The organism is Salidesulfovibrio brasiliensis JCM 12178, assembly GCF_001311825.1.
Classification (GTDB): domain Bacteria; phylum Desulfobacterota; class Desulfovibrionia; order Desulfovibrionales; family Desulfovibrionaceae; genus Pseudodesulfovibrio; species Pseudodesulfovibrio brasiliensis.
Map to the genome: position 1 here is coordinate 26,018 of NZ_BBCB01000012.1, position 17,024 is coordinate 43,041.

General features: G+C 59.2%; 9 protein-coding genes, 5 tRNA genes and 4 pseudogenes. All 18 read right to left on the reverse strand.

The window, feature by feature from the left end; translation table 11 throughout:
• Nucleotides 1–30 precede the first annotated feature (30 nt).
• A pseudogene (gene fusA / locus JCM12178_RS05550) lies at nt 31–2,102 on the reverse strand (elongation factor G).
• A gap of 18 nt (nt 2,103–2,120) precedes the next feature.
• A pseudogene (gene rpsG / locus JCM12178_RS05555) lies at nt 2,121–2,590 on the reverse strand (30S ribosomal protein S7).
• A gap of 93 nt (nt 2,591–2,683) precedes the next feature.
• A complete protein-coding gene (gene rpsL, locus JCM12178_RS05560; RefSeq protein WP_054649486.1) occupies nt 2,684–3,055 on the reverse strand; it encodes a 30S ribosomal protein S12 in 372 nt (123 codons plus the stop codon).
• A 167-nt stretch (nt 3,056–3,222) separates the two neighbouring features.
• Nucleotides 3,223–7,360: pseudogene (gene rpoC, locus JCM12178_RS20250) on the reverse strand (DNA-directed RNA polymerase subunit beta').
• A gap of 69 nt (nt 7,361–7,429) precedes the next feature.
• On the reverse strand, nt 7,430–11,548 hold the full coding sequence (gene rpoB / locus JCM12178_RS05570) for a DNA-directed RNA polymerase subunit beta (RefSeq protein ID WP_054649488.1): 4,119 nt from the start codon (nt 11,546–11,548) through the stop codon (nt 7,430–7,432).
• Between the two features lie 293 nt (nt 11,549–11,841).
• Nucleotides 11,842–12,228: a 50S ribosomal protein L7/L12 gene (rplL, locus tag JCM12178_RS05575; RefSeq protein WP_054649490.1), complete on the reverse strand. Its 387-nt coding sequence runs from the start codon at nt 12,226–12,228 to the stop codon at nt 11,842–11,844.
• A 42-nt stretch (nt 12,229–12,270) separates the two neighbouring features.
• A pseudogene (gene rplJ / locus JCM12178_RS05580) lies at nt 12,271–12,791 on the reverse strand (50S ribosomal protein L10).
• Between the two features lie 147 nt (nt 12,792–12,938).
• Nucleotides 12,939–13,646, reverse strand: a complete 708-nt coding sequence (gene rplA, locus JCM12178_RS05585) for a 50S ribosomal protein L1 (RefSeq protein WP_054649492.1) — start codon at nt 13,644–13,646, stop codon at nt 12,939–12,941.
• Between the two features lie 14 nt (nt 13,647–13,660).
• A complete protein-coding gene (gene rplK / locus JCM12178_RS05590; protein WP_054649494.1) occupies nt 13,661–14,086 on the reverse strand; it encodes a 50S ribosomal protein L11 in 426 nt (141 codons plus the stop codon).
• Between the two features lie 54 nt (nt 14,087–14,140).
• On the reverse strand, nt 14,141–14,704 hold the full coding sequence (gene nusG / locus JCM12178_RS05595; RefSeq protein ID WP_054649497.1) for a transcription termination/antitermination protein NusG: 564 nt from the start codon (nt 14,702–14,704) through the stop codon (nt 14,141–14,143).
• 20 nt (nt 14,705–14,724) lie between these two features.
• Nucleotides 14,725–14,982: a preprotein translocase subunit SecE gene (gene secE / locus JCM12178_RS05600; RefSeq protein WP_054649499.1), complete on the reverse strand. Its 258-nt coding sequence runs from the start codon at nt 14,980–14,982 to the stop codon at nt 14,725–14,727.
• Nucleotides 14,983–15,008: 26 nt separating this feature from the next.
• Nucleotides 15,009–15,085, reverse strand: a tRNA-Trp gene (locus JCM12178_RS05605).
• 13 nt (nt 15,086–15,098) lie between these two features.
• Nucleotides 15,099–15,248, reverse strand: coding sequence for a 50S ribosomal protein L33 (gene rpmG, locus JCM12178_RS05610; protein WP_054649501.1), 150 nt, complete (start codon nt 15,246–15,248; stop codon nt 15,099–15,101).
• A 3-nt stretch (nt 15,249–15,251) separates the two neighbouring features.
• A complete protein-coding gene (gene tuf, locus JCM12178_RS05615) occupies nt 15,252–16,445 on the reverse strand; it encodes an elongation factor Tu (RefSeq protein ID WP_054649503.1) in 1,194 nt (397 codons plus the stop codon).
• A gap of 56 nt (nt 16,446–16,501) precedes the next feature.
• Nucleotides 16,502–16,577: transfer RNA gene (locus JCM12178_RS05620), tRNA-Thr, on the reverse strand.
• Between the two features lie 48 nt (nt 16,578–16,625).
• Nucleotides 16,626–16,702, reverse strand: a tRNA-Gly gene (locus JCM12178_RS05625).
• 58 nt (nt 16,703–16,760) lie between these two features.
• A tRNA-Tyr gene (locus JCM12178_RS05630) sits at nt 16,761–16,846 on the reverse strand.
• Between the two features lie 9 nt (nt 16,847–16,855).
• Nucleotides 16,856–16,931: transfer RNA gene (locus JCM12178_RS05635), tRNA-Thr, on the reverse strand.
• Nucleotides 16,932–17,024: the final 93 nt, after the last annotated feature.

Here is a 17,024-nt window from a genome sequence, read left to right on the forward strand (position 1 = left end):
GGGCCCGACTGGTGCTTGAAGACTCAGCGATCAGTTCTTCTTCATTATTTCCTCAGCCAAGCTGTTCGGAACCTTCTCGTAGTGGTCGAACTGCATGGTGAACGTTGCCCTGCCCTGGGTCTTGGACCGGAGGTCCGTGGCGTATCCGAACATTTCGGACAGCGGCACATAGGACCTGACGACCTGCACGCCCGGGCGGGCTTCCATTTCGCCCACACGGCCGCGGCGGCCGTTCAGGTCACCCATGACATCGCCGAGGTATTCCTCGGGGGTGACAACTTCAACAGACATGATCGGCTCGAGAAGTGCCGGAGCAGCCTTGGAACAGGCATCCTTGATCGCCATGGAACCGGCGACGTAGAAGGCCTGCTCGCTGGAGTCGACTTCGTGGTAGGAACCGAACACCAGCTTTACCTTGACATCCACCACCGGGAAACCGGCGGCAACACCGTTCTTCAGGGCATCCTGGATACCCTTGTCAACAGCGGGGATGTATTCCTTGGGAATCACGCCGCCTTTGATCTCGTCGGAGAACTCGTACCCCTGTTCGGAGTTGGGCTCGACTTCGAGAACAACGTGGCCGTACTGACCACGACCACCGGACTGCTTGGCGTGCTTCATGTCCACCTTCACCGCCTTGGTGATGGTCTCGCGGTAGGCAACCTGCGGGGCGCCCACGTTGGCGTTGACATTGAACTCGCGCAGCAGGCGGTCGACGATGATTTCGAGATGAAGCTCACCCATGCCTGCGATCAGGGTCTGGCCGGTTTCCTCGTCTGTCTTGACGCGGAAGCTGGGGTCTTCCTTGGCCAGCTTGACCAGCGCGCTGGTCAGCTGATCGCGGTCAGCCTTGGTCTTGGGCTCGATTGCCACTTCGATGACCGGCTCGGGAACGTCAAGGGATTCCAGAACGATGGGATTCTTGAGGTCGCAAAGCGTGTCACCGGTTGCGGCGTGCTTCAGGCCGACGGCGGCGACAATGTCACCGGCGTAGGCTTCTTTTATTTCCTCACGCTTGTTGGCGTGCATCTTCAGCAGTCGGCCGATGCGCTCTTTCTTGCCGGAGCGCCGTTGATCACGGTATCGCCGGAAACGAGCTTGCCGGAGTAGACACGCAGGAAGCTCAGGTGGCCGACGAACGGGTCGGTCATGAGCTTGAATGCGAGAGCGGAGAGCGGCTTGTCGTCGTCGCAGGGGCATTCGACATCTTCACCGTTGTCCGGGTTGATACCAACCATCTGTGCGATGTCCAGCGGGGACGGCAGGAAGTCGACGATGGCGTCGAGCAGCATCTGCACGCCCTTGTTCTTGAATGCGCTGCCGCAAAGAACCGGGCAGATGGCCAGGGAGTTGGTAGCCTTGCGGATACCATCCTTGATCTCATCAGCGGAAAGCTCTTCGCCGCCGAGGTATTTTTCGAGCAGGGACTCGTCTTCTTCGGCGATGGCTTCCACCATTTCGCCGCGAAGCTCTTCGTACTGCTCCATGAACTCTTCAGGGATCGCCTCGGTGCGGTATTCCTTGCCGAGACCGCGGGTCTCCTCATAGATGAAGGCCTTGCCTTCGATGAGGTCGACGACACCGTAGAACTCGTCTTCGGAACCCATGGGGATCTGCAGGGGCACTGCCTTGGAGCCCAGGCGGTTCTTGATCATGTCGCAGGCGCGGAAGAAGTTCGCACCGATGCGGTCCATCTTGTTGACGAACGCGATGCGGGGAACCTTGTACCTGTCAGCCTGGCGCCACACGGTTTCGGACTGGGGCTCGACGCCGGCAACGGAGTCGAACACCGCGACCGCGCCGTCGAGGACGCGCAGGGCGCGTTCGACTTCCATGGTGAAGTCGACGTGACCCGGGGTGTCAATGATGTTGACACGGTGGTCACGCCAGAAGCACGTGGTGGCGGCGGAAGTGATGGTGATTCCGCGTTCCTGTTCCTGAACCATCCAGTCCATGGTGGCGTCGCCGTCATGCACTTCACCGATCTTGTGAGAGACACCGGTGTAGAAAAGGATGCGTTCAGTCGTGGTAGTCTTGCCCGCGTCAATGTGGGCCATAATACCGATATTACGCTGTCTTTCTCTGGGAACCTGTCTGGGCACTGTTCTCTTCCTCTCGCTTTACCAGCGGTAGTGGGCGAAAGCCTTGTTGGCTTCGGCCATCTTGTGCGTGTCTTCGCGCTTTTTGACGGCGCCACCACGATTGTTGAAAGCATCCAGCAGTTCACCAGAGAGGCGGGCGACCATGCCCTTTTCACCGCGGCCGCGGGCGTACCCGATCAGCCAGCGTATGGCGAGCGCGACCTGACGGTCGGGACGCACCTCCATGGGAACCTGGTATGTGGCACCGCCTACGCGGCGGGACTTGACTTCAAGCGCGGGCTTGACGTTGTCCATGGCCTTTTCGAACGCCTTGACCGGATCTTCATTGGTCTTTTCCGCCAGGGCGTCGACGGCTGATAGAAAATTCGTTCGGCAGTGCTCTTCTTGCCGTTGAGCATCAGGCGGTTGATGAAGCGCGTGATGAGCTTGCTGCCGTAAACCGGGTCCGGCAGAATCTGCCGTTTCTGTACTGGGCCTTTACGAGGCATAGCCTTCTCCTGAGGTTTGTGGCCGGGGGGACGTTATTTCGGATGCCTCGTCCTACTTTGGCATCGCACCCCGGGCAGTGAAAAAAAGGGGCCTTACTTAGGACGCTTGGCGCCGTACTTGGAACGACCGCGGCGACGATCCGCAACACCGGAAGTGTCGAGGGAACCGCGAACGATGTGGTAACGGACTCCGGGAAGGTCCTTGACACGACCACCACGGATCAGAACAACGGAGTGTTCCTGCAGGTTGTGGCCTTCGCCGCCGATGTAGGCGGTCACTTCGATACCGTTGGTCAGGCGCACACGAGCGACCTTGCGAAGCGCGGAGTTCGGCTTCTTCGGAGTCGTGGTGTAGACCCTGGTGCAAACGCCGCGACGCTGCGGGCATTCCTGCAGTGCAGGGGTCTTCTTGCGCTTGGCCACCTTCTTCCGACTCTTGTTGATCAGTTGGTTGATGGTAGGCATTCTTCCTCCAGTTAAGTTTCCTTACATCTTCGCCGTGAAGGGCAAAGAGGACCGTCTGTATTCTCAAATTGTCCCCGTTGTCAAGGATTTTCTCCCTGCCCTCCGACCGCAAAAAAGGACCGGGGAAGCAGAACTTCCCCGGTCGACATTTCCGCTATGGGGTGCCGTTACACAAGCAGCGGGCTTTCTTCGAGTTCCTCGAGGAACTTGTCCGGCCGCTCGGGCTGGTCGGGCACCATGATCTCGGAATTGGCGTAACGGCGGTAGCCGGTTCCTGCAGGAACCAGACGGCCGACGATGACGTTTTCCTTGAGACCGCGCAGGTAGTCCGCCTTGCCCCGCAGCGCCGCCTCGGTCAGGACCTTGGTGGTTTCCTGGAAGGATGCTGCGGAGATGAAGGAGTCCGTGGACAGGGACGCCTGCGTGATACCGAGAACGAGGTTCTGGGCAACGGCGGGCTGGCGGCCTTCGGCCACAGCCTTCAGGTTCTCGTCCTGGAACCGCTGCTTGTCCACCTGTTCGCCCATCAGGAAACTGGTCTCGCCAGGATCCACGATGCTGATCTTCTTCAGCATCTGACGGACGATGATCTCGATGTGCTTGTCGTTTATGTTGACGCCCTGGAAGCGGTACACGTCCTGAATTTCCTCGACGAGGTAGCGGGCGAGGAATTTTTCGCCCTTGATCTTCAGGATGTCGTGCAGCTCGGGGCTGCCTTCGGTCATGAGGTCGCCTGCCTCGACAAAGTCGCCGTCGGTAACGGTGATGTGCTTGCCCTTGGGAATGAGGTATTCGCGGGGCTCGCCCGTTTCCGGGGTGACGATGATCTTGCGCTTGCCCTTGGTGTCCGGACCGAAAGTGACGACACCGTCGATTTCGGAAACCACGCCCATGTCCTTGGGCTTGCGGACCTCGAAGAGTTCCGCGACGCGCGGCAGACCGCCGACGATGTCCTTGGTCTTGGACGATTCACGCGGCTTACGCGCAATGACGTCACCGGCGCGGACTTCGTCGCCGTCCTTGGCCATGAGGATCGCGCCCACGGGCATGGAGAAATGCGCCTGTGTAGCGGATCCGGGACGGGTAAGCACCTTGCCGTCCTTGTCCACGATGGAGATCGCGGGACGCAGGCCGGTGGTGCGGTATTCAGTGATCGTGTAGGAGGAACGCGAGGTGCGGTCTTCCTGCACGGTCTTGCCTTCGATGATGTCGTGGAAGCGAATGTAACCGGCGACGTCGGTGATGAACGGTTCGATGAACGGTTCCCACTCGGCGAGCATGGTGCCCTTCTTGACGTCCTGTCCTTCCTCGACCATGAGGCGCGCGCCCGAGGGCAGCACGTACTTTTCACGTTCGCGGCCCTGTTCGTCCACGATGCCCACCTGACAACTCTTACCGAGCACCATGACGTGCCCTTCGGAGTTGGCGACGGTGCGCATGCGGGAGAAGGTCACGCGACCCTGATGCTGCGCCTCGATGGTGGACTGCTCGATTTCCTTGGATGCGGTACCGCCGATGTGGAAGGTACGCATGGTCAGCTGGGTGCCGGGCTCGCCGATGGACTGTGCGGCGATGATGCCGACGGTCTCACCCACGTTGACCAGGTGTCCGCGAGCAAGGTCGCGGCCGTAGCAGTAGGCGCAGACGCCGCGCTTGCTGCGGCAGGTCAGGGCCGAGCGGATCACGATGGAGTTGATGCCCGCCGCATCGATCTTGGCGGCGTACTCTTCGTCGATCAGCTGGTTCGCGGGAACCACGAGTTCCCCGGTGCCTTCGTCGTAGACGTCGAACATGGTCACGCGGCCGAGCACACGCTCCGCCAGACGCTGCTTGATCTCACCACCCTTGATGTAGTGAGTGAGCTCAAGGCCGTCCACGGTTCCGCAATCCTTTTCCGCGATGGTCACGTCCTGAACGACGTCAACGAGGCGGCGGGTAAGATACCCGGAGTTTGCGGTCTTGAGCGCGGTGTCGGCAAGACCCTTACGAGCGCCGTGAGTCGAGATGAAGTACTGCAGAATGGACAGACCTTCACGGAACGACGCGGTGATCGGGGTCTCGATGATCTCGCCGGAGGGCTTGGCCATGAGGCCGCGCATGCCTGCGAGCTGACGCATCTGGTCCTGGTTGCCTCGAGCGCCCGAGGTGGCCATCATGTAGATGGGGTTGAAGCTCGGGTTCTCTTCGGTCTTGCCGGTGACCGGATCGGTGATGATGTCTATGGACATCTCCTGCATCATTTCGTTGGAGACGTCATTGGTCGTCTTGGTCCAGACGTCGACGACCTTGTTGTATTTTTCCGTGCGGGTAATGATACCGTCGCGGAACTGGTTTTCGATGGTTTCCACCTCGGCGGTCGCGGTGCCGATGAGCTTCGGCTTGTTGTCGGGGATCTTGAGATCCTTGACCGCGATGGTCACGCCTGCGCGGGTGGCGAACTCGTAACCGAGGTCCTTGAGCCTGTCGCAGAGGATGACCGTTGCCTTGGTGCCTGCCAGACGGTAGGCGCCGGAAACCAGTCGACCGATGTTCTTCTTGTTGAGCGTGCAGTTGACAAGCTCGAACGGAAGCTTTTTCGGAATGATCTCATGCACGAGAATCCGGCCGCAGGTGGTGTCTTCGAGCTTGCCTTCCACACGCACCTTGATGCGGGAATGCAGGCCGATGATACCGGAATCATAGGCGCGGATGACCTCGATGGAGTCGGAGAACACCATGCCCTCGCCCGGCTCGAAGGAACGCGGCTGGTCAGGTAGTACAACCCGAGGACGATGTCCTGCGACGGGTTGATGACCGGCGAACCGTTGGAGGGGCTCAGGATGTTGTTGGAGCTCATCATCAGCACGCGACACTCGATCTGCGCTTCCACGGAGAGCGGAACGTGCACGGCCATCTGGTCACCGTCAAAGTCCGCGTTGTATGCGGAGCACACGAGCGGGTGCAGCTGAATGGCCTTGCCCTCGACGAGCAGCGGCTCAAAGGCCTGAATGCCGAGGCGGTGCAGCGTGGGCGCGCGGTTGAGCATGATCGGGTACTCGCGGACCACGTCTTCCAGGATATCCCAGACAACGAGGTCTTCGCGTTCGACCATCTTCTTGGCGCTCTTGATGGTGGTGGCTATTTCGCGCTTTTCAAGCTCGGAGTAGATGAACGGCTTGAACAGCTCCAGCGCCATCTTCTTGGGCAGCCCGCACTGGTGCAGCTTGAGCTTCGGCCCCACGACGATGACGGAACGGCCGGAGTAGTCGACGCGCTTTCCGAGCAGGTTCTGACGGAAGCGGCCCTGTTTCCCCTTGATCATGTCGGAGAGGGACTTGAGCGGGCGGCCGTTGGTGCCGGTGATGGCGCGGCCGCGGCGCCCGTTGTCGAACAGGCGTCGACGGACTCCTGCAACATGCGCTTCTCGTTGCGGATGATGATCTCGGGCGCGCCGAGCTCAAGCAGCCTGCGAAGGCGGTTGTTGCGGTTGATGACACGGCGATACAGGTCGTTGAGGTCGGAGGTGGCAAAGCGGCCGCCGTCCAGAGGGACGAGCGGGCGCAGCTCGGGCGGAATGACCGGAATCACTTCCATGATCATCCACTCGGCCTTGTTGCCGGACTCCAGGAACGCCTCGACGATCTTGAGCCGCTTGGTGAGTTTCTTCTTCTTGGTCTGGGAACGGGTGTTGCGGGATTCCTCGCGCAACTCCACGCGCAGAGATTCGAGATGAATCTGCTCGAGCAGCGTGCGGATGGTCTCCGCGCCCATGCCCACTTCCACGGCGTACTCGCCGAAGTGGTCCAGCACCTGAAGGTACTGATCCTCGGAGATGACCTGCAGCTTCTTGAGCGGGGTCTCGCCGGGGTCCAGCACGATATAGGAATCGAAGTACAGCACCTTCTCAAGGTCGGCCATGGTGATGTCCAACAGGGTGCCGATCTTGGAGGGCAGCGTCTTCAGGAACCAGATGTGCGCGACGGGTGCGGCCAGCTCGATGTGGCCCATGCGTTCGCGACGCACTTTGGAGGCGATGACTTCGACACCGCACTTTTCACAGACGATGCCGCGGTGCTTCATGCGCTTGTACTTACCGCAGTTGCATTCGTAGTCCTTCACCGGCCCGAAGATCTTGGCGCAGAAGAGGCCGTCACGCTCGGGCTTGAAGGTACGGTAGTTGATGGTCTCCGGCTTCTTGACCTCGCCGAAGGACCACTCCCTGATCTTTTCAGGGGAGGCGATGGATATCTGGATCGCCTTGAGTCCCTTGCCGTCCAGTGCGGCGTTGGGAGCTCCGCGCAGGGTGAACAGGTCGTCCAACGTCATCTGATAACCCCTTATCTAAAAGTTATCTCAAACCCGGCCCCGCGACGCGGGGCCGGGTGAATCTCTCTGTTAGTCGTGCAGCACTTCCACAGCGGGACGCTTGCGATCCGACTGCTTGGCGGGCTTTTCCTCGTGCATGAGGGTCACGTCGAGGCCGAGGGACATGAGTTCCTTGACCAAAACGTTGAAGGACTCGGGGAGTCCCGCCTCGAGGAAGTTGTCACCCTTGACGATCTTCTCGTACATCTTCACGCGGCCCTGCACATCGTCGGATTTGACGGTGAGGAACTCCTGAAGGAGATAGGCCGCGCCGTAGGCCTCGAGGGCCCAGACTTCCATTTCACCGAGCCGCTGACCGCCGAACTGGGCCTTACCGCCCAGAGGCTGCTGGGTAACCAGCGAGTAGGGGCCGGTGGAACGGGCGTGTATCTTTTCATCAACAAGGTGGTGGAGCTTCAGGATGTACATGATGCCCACGGTGACCCTGTTGTGGAACGGTTCGCCGGTGCGTCCATCGTAGAGGATCATCTTGCCGTCGTTGGGAACTCCGGCGCGGTCGAGCCAGCCCCAGATTTCCTCTTCAAGAGCGCCGTCGAAGACCGGGGTCTTGGCGACGATGCCGCGCTTGACGCGGCGCACGGCCTTGACGAACTCCTCGTCGTCCATCTCATCCACGAGGGAAGAGATTTCATCGGAGGAGAAGACGGTTTTCACCTCTGCACGGACTTCGGCAAGCTGATCGTGCTCGTCCAGATACTTGTTGATCTGGCGACCGAGTTCGTATCCGGCCCAGCCGAGGTGCGTTTCCATGATCTGGCCGATGTTCATACGCGAGGGAACGCCGAGCGGGTTGAGCACGATGTCCACGGGCGTGCCGTCAGCAAAGAACGGCATGTCCTCCTCCGGCAGAATGCAGGAGACGACGCCCTTGTTCCCGTGGCGGCCGGCCATTTTGTCACCCACGTTCAGCTTGCGCTTCACGGCGACATAGACCTTGACCATCTTGATGACGCCCGGAGGCAGATCGTCACCTTCGGTGACTTTCTCGCGCTTGACGTCATAGATGTTCTTGATGGCGCGGACCTGGTTTTCGTAATCGGCAATGAGTTGCTTGACCTGGTCGTTGACGTCCGTATCGAACACGCCGATCAGCTTCTTGACCGGAACGGCGAACACCGCTTCGCGGGTCACTGCGTCACCGGCCTTGGCGATCTCGGTCTTGCGGGCACCCACGAGTTCCTTGACAAAGCTGGTGCCTTCGGCGGCACGCCAGATCTTGTCGCGGGTCTCGTCGGTCAGGGCGGCAATGTGCTTGCCTTCCTTGGCGTCGAACCGGGCCAGTTCCCATTCCTCGATGGACTTGGTGCGCTCGTCCTTCTCGCCGGAGCGGCGGTTGAAGACCTTGACGTCGACCACGGTGCCGTCGATTCCCGGCGGAACCTTCAGCGAGGTGTTTTTCACGTCGCGGGCCTTGTCGCCAAAGATGGCGCGAAGGAGCTTTTCCTCGGGGGTAAGCTGCGTCTCGCCCTTGGGCGTGATCTTACCGACCATGATGTCGTCGGGCTTGACGCGAGCGCCGATGCGGATGATGCCGCAGTCGTCGAGGTTACGCAGCATCTCTTCGGAAACGTTCGAGATGTCGCGGGTTATTTCTTCGGGTCCGAGCTTGGTGTCACGGGCGACGACTTCGAACTCCTCGATGTGGATCGAGGTGTACACGTCTTCCTTGACCATGCGCTCGGAGATGAGGATGGAGTCCTCGAAGTTGTAACCGCACCAGGGCATGAAGGCGACCAGCAGGTTCTTGCCGAGCGCCAGCTCGCCGTCCTCGATGCCGGGACCGTCTGCGAGCACTGCGCCCTTCTTGACCACCTGTCCGACGGAAACGCGGGGGCGCTGGCCGAAGCAGGAGTTCTGGTTGGACTTGTGCCACTTCTGCAGCTCGTAGTGCTTGGTACCGCCTGTGGCCGGGGAGAAGCCGTTCTCATAACGCATGATCAGGCGTTCGGCGTCCACGTAGTGAACGATACCGTCCTCCTCGGCGAGGATGCACGCACCCGAGTCGCGGGCAACGATGCCTTCCATGCCGGTTCCGACCAGCGGCTCCTCGGCGCGAAGCAGGGGCACTGCCTGACGCTGCATGTTGGAGCCCATGAGTGCGCGGTTCGCATCGTCATGCTCGAGGAAGGGAATCAGCGCGGCCGAGATCGAGACGATCTGGGAAGGGCTGATGTCCATGAGCGTGACGTCTTCGCGAAGCGACATCTGGACGTCGCCGGTGATGCGGGTCTGGACGCGCTGGTTGGAGAAGGTGCGATCGTCTGCAATGACCGAGTTGGCCTGTGCCACGACTTCACCCGCCTCGCGGGACGCGTCCATGTATATCACTTCATCCGTGACCTTGTGGTCCTTGACCACGCGGTACGGGGTTTCAATGAATCCGTAGTCGTTGACCTTTGCGTAGCAGGTCAGGGAGACGATCAGACCGATGTTCGGGCCTTCCGGCGTTTCGATCGGGCAGATGCGTCCGTAGTGCGAGGTGTGCACGTCACGGACTTCGAAGCCTGCGCGCTCACGGGTCAGACCGCCGGGACCGAGTGCGGACAAACGGCGTTTGTGCGTCACTTCGGAGAGCGGGTTGGTCTGGTCCATGAACTGCGAGAGCTGGGAGGTTCCGAAGAACTCCTTGAGCACCGCGGCCACGGGCTTCGGGTTGATCAGGTCGTGCGGCATGAGGGTGGCCACTTCCTGGAGGCTCATGCGCTCCTTGATGGCGCGCTCCATGCGCACGAGACCGATGCGATACTGGTTTTCCACCAGTTCGCCCACGGGGCGGACACGACGGTTGCCGAGGTGGTCGATATCATCGGCCGGGCCGTGCTCGTCCTTGAGACGGACAAGCTCAAGGATGGCCTCAATGATGTCGTTGTTGCTCAGCGTGCGGAAGTCCTTGTCCTCGCTGACGCCGAGGCGGGAGTTCAGCTTGTAGCGGCCGACCGTGGAGAGGTCGTAGTAATCCGAGCTGCGGAACAGGTTCTCGAAGAAGCTGGACGCGATCTCGGCAGTCGGGGGCGAGCTGGGACGAAGGCGGCGGTAGATTTCGATCTGCGCGGTTTCCTCGTCCGTGGTCTTGTCCAGCATCAGCGTGTCGCGGATGGAGGAGGAGACCCCACTGCCCTTGGTATGCAGAACCGGCAGATCGGTGACGCCTGCTTCGATGAGCTTGGTCAGGATTTCCGCAGTGATTTCCTCTGCGGCCTGAATGATCACCTCACCGTTGTTGTCGGCGATGTCACGCGCGGCAAACAGGCCGATGGGCGCGTCGGGATCGACTTCGATCCACTCCACGCCGGCACGGACGAGCTTGCGCCATGCACCCTTGGTGATGAGCGCGCCCTTCTTGGTGACGACTTTGTCGCCAGCCTGCAGGTCAACATAGGCCGGTTCCTTACGGTACTGGTCCTCGATGACCCGGCGCTCGACCTTGCCGTTCTCGATGCTGTATTCCTCGACCTTGTAGAACGTGCTCAGGACGTCGGCATTGGTCATGCCCATGGCCTTGAGCAGCACGGTGCAGGGCATCTTGCGGCGGCGGTCGATACGCACGTGCAGGATGTCCTTGTGGTCGAAGTCGAAATCCAGCCAGGAACCACGCATCGGGATGATGCGGGCCGAGTACAGGATCTTGCGGCTGGAGTGCGACTTGCCGGAATCATGCTCGAAGATGATACCGGGGCTGCGCTGCAGCTGGTTGACGATGACACGCTCGGTGCCGTTTATGACAAAAGTGCCCTTCTCGGTCATCAACGGCAGAGTGCCGAAGTAGATGTCCTGCTCCTTGATGTCACGGATGGTGCGGTTCTCGGTTTCCTCATCCACGTCGAAAACGACCAGCCGGACCTTGATCCGGATGGGCGTCTCGTAGGTGAGACCCTTGGAGATGCACTCATCGACATCGTACTTGGGTTCGCCAATCTCGTAGCTGACGAACTCAAGGCTTGCCGTGCGGTTGAAATCCTCGATGGGAAATACCGAACGGAAGACGCCCTCAAGACCAATATCCCCCCGGCTTGCGGGAGGAACTTCATCTTGAAGGAATCGTTTGTAGGAGTCCACCTGCAATTCAAGCAGGTGGGGGAAAGGCAAGGTATTGGCGATCTTACCGAAATATTTTCTGAGCTGACCCATTGTACCCTCATGCGTACGGTTGCTGTTGGGATGGATGCTCGGCTTGGACGCTGGCCCTCTGCGGCCGGTTTCAGCCATGGACGCCGAAACGACTTATGGAAATCGGGTGGCAAATGTTTTTTTCATGCCGAACAAACGGCACGAAAAGGAAAAGCCCCGGCCACCCGGTGACCGGTCTCTCCCAAACCAAAAGTCAAAGCGAATTCTGACAGTATATACCGATACAGGACAAAGAGCGCAACCCCTTTACAAAGGCTCGCGCTCTTTGTTCTTGATATCGTAAAGTGCTGAGCTTACTTGACTTCAACTTCAGCGCCAGCTTCTTCAAGCTGCTTTTTGGCTTCTTCAGCTTCGTCCTTGGAAGCGCCTTCCTTGAGCGGCTTCGGAGCTTCGTCGACCAGAGCCTTGGCTTCCTTGAGACCGAGACCGGTGATGGCGCGGACAGCCTTGATGACGGCGATCTTGTTGCCGCCGGCACCCTTCAGGATGACGTCGAACTCGGTCTTTTCTTCTTCGGCCGGAGCGTCGCCACCAGCAGCCGGGGCAGCCATGACGGCAGCGGCCGGGGCAGCGGCTTCAACGCCGAACTTTTCTTCCAGTTCCGAAATGAATTCGGAGAGTTCCAGAACGGTCATGTTGCCGATGAAATCGACAACTTGTTCTTTGGTGATGTCAGCCATTTTTTTCCTCCTGGGAAATGATTCGCTTTTAGTTGGTTCCGGTTACGCGGCTTCCTGCTGGTCCTTAATCGCGGTAAGGGCCCACAGGAGCTTGCGCTGCACATTGGCAAACAGGCACACGAAGTTTCTCGGGACAGCCTGCATGGTGCCGAGCATGGAGCTGAGAAGCTCCGGCTTGCTGGGCATCTTGGCGAGCTCTTTCACTGCCGTTTCGTCAAGAAACTTGCCTTCAAGGGAGCCGAACTTCAGGGCGAACTTCTTGGAAGTCTTCTGATAGTCGGCGAGCGCTTGGCACAGGCGACAGGATCGTCGTACCCGAGCGCAATGGCGCAGTTCTCCTTGAAATGCTCCGAGAGGTTTTCGTGATCGGTACCTTCCAGAGCCAACCGGGCCAGGGTATTCTTGACGACTTGGTAGTCGACGTCGACCTCGAAGAGCTTGTCGCGGAGAGAATCCATCTCTTCCACGCTCAGGCCCTTGAAGTCGGTGACGACGGCAATGCTCGCCTTCGAAGCTCTCTCTTTGAGATTTTCGATGATCTGAGCTTTTTCTTGCCTATTCATCCACCACTCCTCGTCGTTCGGCCCGGAAAGCGAGTCAGCTTTGTCTCGGCAGGCGATTTAAAGGTTTCCCTACCTGCTTTCTCTGACACAACTTCCCGTGCTATATTGATTCCCGCCGGAAGGTCCGGCCGGGAGGGTCCACTTGTGTTACGCTTCCAGGAAGCGGCGAACCGTCAGGGGGTCGATCTTCACGCCGGGGCCCATGGTCGTGGCGATGGCCACGGCCTTCATGTAGGTACCCTTTGCGGAAGACGGCTTCATGCGGTTCACGATTTCAAGAAGCGTGCGCAGGTTGTCCTTCAGCTTGTCGACACCGAAGGAGACCTTGCCGATGGGGGCGTGGAGCACACCGGCCTTGTCGACCTTGAACTCGACCTTACCGGCCTTGAGTTCGGAGATGGCGTTGCCGATCTCGAAGGTGACAGTGCCGGTCTTGGCGTTGGGCATCATGCCGCGGGGACCGAGCACCTTACCGATGCGGCCCACGAGCGCCATCATGTCCGGAGTTGCGACAGCCTTGTCGAACTCGAGCCAGCCGCCCTGAATTTTCTCGAGCAGATCCTCGGCACCGACGATATCGGCACCGGCGTCCTTGGCTTCGGCTTCCTTGTCGCCCTTACAGAAGGCAGCGACGCGGATTTCCTTGCCGAGACCGTGAGGCAGGCTCACGGCACCACGGACCATCTGGTCGGAGTACTTGGGGTCGACACCAAGGTTGATGGCGACGTCAACAGTTTCGTCGAATTTTGCAAACGCACCCTCGACCGCGAGCTTGAGGCCCGCTTCGACTTCGTGCTTCGCGGTGAGATCCGCGGACTCGACGACTTTGCGATAGTTCTTTCCGTGCTTAGGCATTGCGTGTATCCCCACTAACCCTTGACATCGAGGCCCATGCTGCGGGCAGTGCCCTCGATGGTAATCATGGCGGCTTCAATGTCGCGGGCGTTCAGATCGGGCATCTTCAGCTCGGCGATTTCGCGAATCTGAGCCTTGGTGACCTTTCCGACCTTGTTCTTGTTGGGCTCACCGGATCCCTTCTCGATCTTGGCGGCCTTGCGCAGCAGCACGGACGCCGGAGGGGTCTTGGTGATGAAAGTGAAGGAGCGGTCAGCAAAAACGGTGATGATCACCGGGATGATCATACCCTTCTGATCCTGCGTCTTGGCGTTGAATGCCTTGCAGAACTCCATTATGTTCACGCCATGCTGGCCCAGAGCCGGACCAACCGGAGGCGAAGGGTTCGCTCCGCCGGCGGGAATCTGCAGCTTGATCTTTCCGATTTCTTTCTTGGCCATCGTATCGTTCCTTAATGAAGAAATTCGCTAGTGATTTAGCGATTGGAACGGCCGCTATCCCTTGTCGACCTGGATGAAATCCAGCTCAACGGGAGTCTGACGACCGAATATGGACACGGAGACGCGAAGTTTGCCTTTATCGTAGTTGACCTCTTCAACCACGCCATTGAAGCCGCTGAACGGTCCGTCAATGACGCGAACTTCGTCGCCGCGTTCAAAATTGTATTTGGGACGAGGCTTCTCCTGACGGGATTCCATCATGCTGAGAATGTTCTTGGCCTCGCTGTCCCGCATCGGGGTGGGTCTGTTTTTCCCACCCACAAAGCCGGTAACCCGGGGAATGGACTGAATCAGATGCCAGGAATCGTCCGTCAGGATCATCTTGATCATGACGTAGCCCGGATAGAATTTCCGGGTAGACGTGCGCTTCTCGCCCTTGACCATCTCCACGACCTTTTCGGTGGGCATGACGACCTGCTCAATGAGGCCCTTGTCCTGCCCGGTCCGCATCATTTCGCGGATGGTCTGCTCGACGCGCTGTTCGAATCCCGAATAGGTGTGGACGATATACCAGCGTCCTTTCCCGGCGGATTCGGTCCTGCCTTCTGTATTGCTCACTTCAGCCTTCCTGTGGGACTTTAGGACAGGATTGCTTCGACCAGCTTGGTGAGGCCGAAGTCAACGATGCCCAGGTACAACGATATGACCAGGGTCACAACGAGGACGGCAATGCAGGTGGTGACGGTTTCCTTGCGGGAAGGCCACACAACCTTCTTGATCTCGACCTTGGATTCCTCGAAAAAGGTCGCAAACTCACGAACCTTTTGTGCAAGACCGCCGCCAGCCTGCTTATCAGCCTGCTGAGCGGCGGAATGTCTGCCCTTTTTTTTGGCCATAGCGATTCTATCCCAGTGAAATTGAGTGGCAGGGGTGGAGGGATTCGAACCCCCAACCTCCGGTTTTGGAGACCGGCACTCTAGCCGTTCGAGTTACACCCCTGCTCTATCGAAGACTACTTGGACTCTTTGTGAACCGTGTGTTTCCTGTCCCAAGGGCAGTACTTCTTCAGTTCGATACGTCCAGTAGTGTTCTTCTTGTTCTTCCGAGTGGCGTAGTTCTTACGCTTGCACTCGGTGCACTGCAACTGAATGTTGACGCGCATGCCTTACTCCACGATTTCGGTGACGACACCGGCGCCGACGGTACGGCCGCCTTCGCGAATTGCGAAGCGCAGGCCCTGTTCCATGGCGATCGGTGCAATCAGTTCGACCAGGAAGGTCGCGCTGTCGCCGGGCATGACCATCTCGACGCCTTCTTCCAGAGTCACGACGCCGGTGACGTCGGTCGTACGGAAGTAGAACTGCGGACGGTAGCCGGAGAAGAACGGAGTGTGACGTCCGCCTTCATCCTTGGACAGGACGAACACTTCTGCCTTGAATCTGGTGTGCGGGGTGATGGAACCCGGCTTGGCAGCAACCTGACCGCGTTCGACTTCGTCACGCTTGATGCCGCGAAGCAGGAGACCGACGTTGTCGCCAGCCTGACCCTGGTCGAGGATCTTGCGGAACATTTCGACACCGGTGCAGGTAGTCTTCTGGGTGTCCTTGATGCCGATGATTTCGATTTCTTCACCAACATTGATCATGCCGCGCTCGACACGACCGGTGACGACGGTGCCGCGACCGGAGATGGAGAAGACGTCTTCGATGGGCATCAGGAACGGCTTGTCGACGTCGCGCTCGGGAGCCGGGATGTAGGAGTCACAGGCTTCCAGCAGTTCGAAGATCGGCTTGGCAGCTTCGTCGTCGACGGACTCGCACTCAAGGGCCTTCAGGGCGGAACCCAGAATGACCGGGCAGTCGTCGCCGGGGAATTCGTATTTGGAGAGCAGTTCGCGAACTTCGAGTTCAACGAGTTCGAGCAGCTCTTCGTCGTCGACCATGTCGCACTTGTTCAGGAACACGACGATGGCCGGAACGCCGACCTGACGACCGAGCAGGATGTGCTCACGGGTCTGCGGCATCGGACCGTCGGTGGCGGCCACAACGAGGATAGCGCCGTCCATCTGGGCAGCACCAGTGATCATGTTCTTGATGTAGTCGGCGTGACCCGGGCAGTCAACGTGAGCGTAGTGACGGTTTGCAGTCTCGTACTCAACGTGAGCGGTGGCGATGGTGATGCCGCGCTCTTTTTCTTCCGGAGCCTTGTCGATTTCGTCGAAGGCCACGAACTCACCGTGACCGGCCATGGCGGCCAGCTTGGTGATGGCTGCGGTCAGAGTGGTCTTGCCGTGGTCGATGTGGCCGACGGTGCCAATGTTGACATGCGGCTTAGTCCGCTCAAATTTAGCCTTTCCCATGGTAGTTTCCCCCTGAAAGTCTCGTTAAGGTTTCTCTCAGTAAAGTTATAAAATTATGGAGCCCACAAGCAGAATTGAACTGCTGACCTCGTCCTTACCAAGGACGCGCTCTACCTACTGAGCTATGTGGGCCCACCAGCTTCGCTAATAGGGAGGTTGGGGTGACGGGTAGATCTGGGGTGGAGCGGGAAACGAGACTCGAACTCGCAACCCTCAGCTTGGAAGGCTGATGCTCTAGCCAATTGAGCTATTCCCGCTCACTCCTGTAGTCCGTCAGCAGGCTACCTGCCTCCTACAGCGTGGCTTTCAAAAAAGTGGTGGTGGGGGGAGGATTCGAACCTCCGAAGGCATATGCCGACAGATTTACAGTCTGTTCCCTTTGGCCACTCGGGAACCCCACCACTGTACTTTGGAGCTGGCGATGGGACTTGAACCCGCAACCTGCTGATTACAAGTCAGCTGCTCTACCAGTTGAGCTACGCCAGCTCGCGAGCGATGACCTATACCCACTCGCTTGGTAGAACGCAAGAACTTTCTGAAAATTCTCGCTGCGGGTGTCTCTTTCGCCAGAGAACGGGG

Bases quoted from the DNA above. Each gene is read 5' to 3' on its own strand.
- rpsL (WP_054649486.1), bottom strand. From the start codon at position 3,055: ATGCCTACCATCAACCAACTGATCAACAAGAGTCGGAAGAAGGTGGCC.
- rpoB (WP_054649488.1), bottom strand. From the start codon at position 11,548: ATGGGTCAGCTCAGAAAATATTTCGGTAAGATCGCCAATACCTTGCCT.
- rplL (WP_054649490.1), bottom strand. From the start codon at position 12,228: ATGGCTGACATCACCAAAGAACAAGTTGTCGATTTCATCGGCAACATG.
- rplA (WP_054649492.1), bottom strand. From the start codon at position 13,646: ATGCCTAAGCACGGAAAGAACTATCGCAAAGTCGTCGAGTCCGCGGAT.
- rplK (WP_054649494.1), bottom strand. From the start codon at position 14,086: ATGGCCAAGAAAGAAATCGGAAAGATCAAGCTGCAGATTCCCGCCGGC.
- secE (WP_054649499.1), bottom strand. From the start codon at position 14,982: ATGGCCAAAAAAAAGGGCAGACATTCCGCCGCTCAGCAGGCTGATAAG.
- rpmG (WP_054649501.1), bottom strand. From the start codon at position 15,248: ATGCGCGTCAACATTCAGTTGCAGTGCACCGAGTGCAAGCGTAAGAAC.
- tuf (WP_054649503.1), bottom strand. From the start codon at position 16,445: ATGGGAAAGGCTAAATTTGAGCGGACTAAGCCGCATGTCAACATTGGC.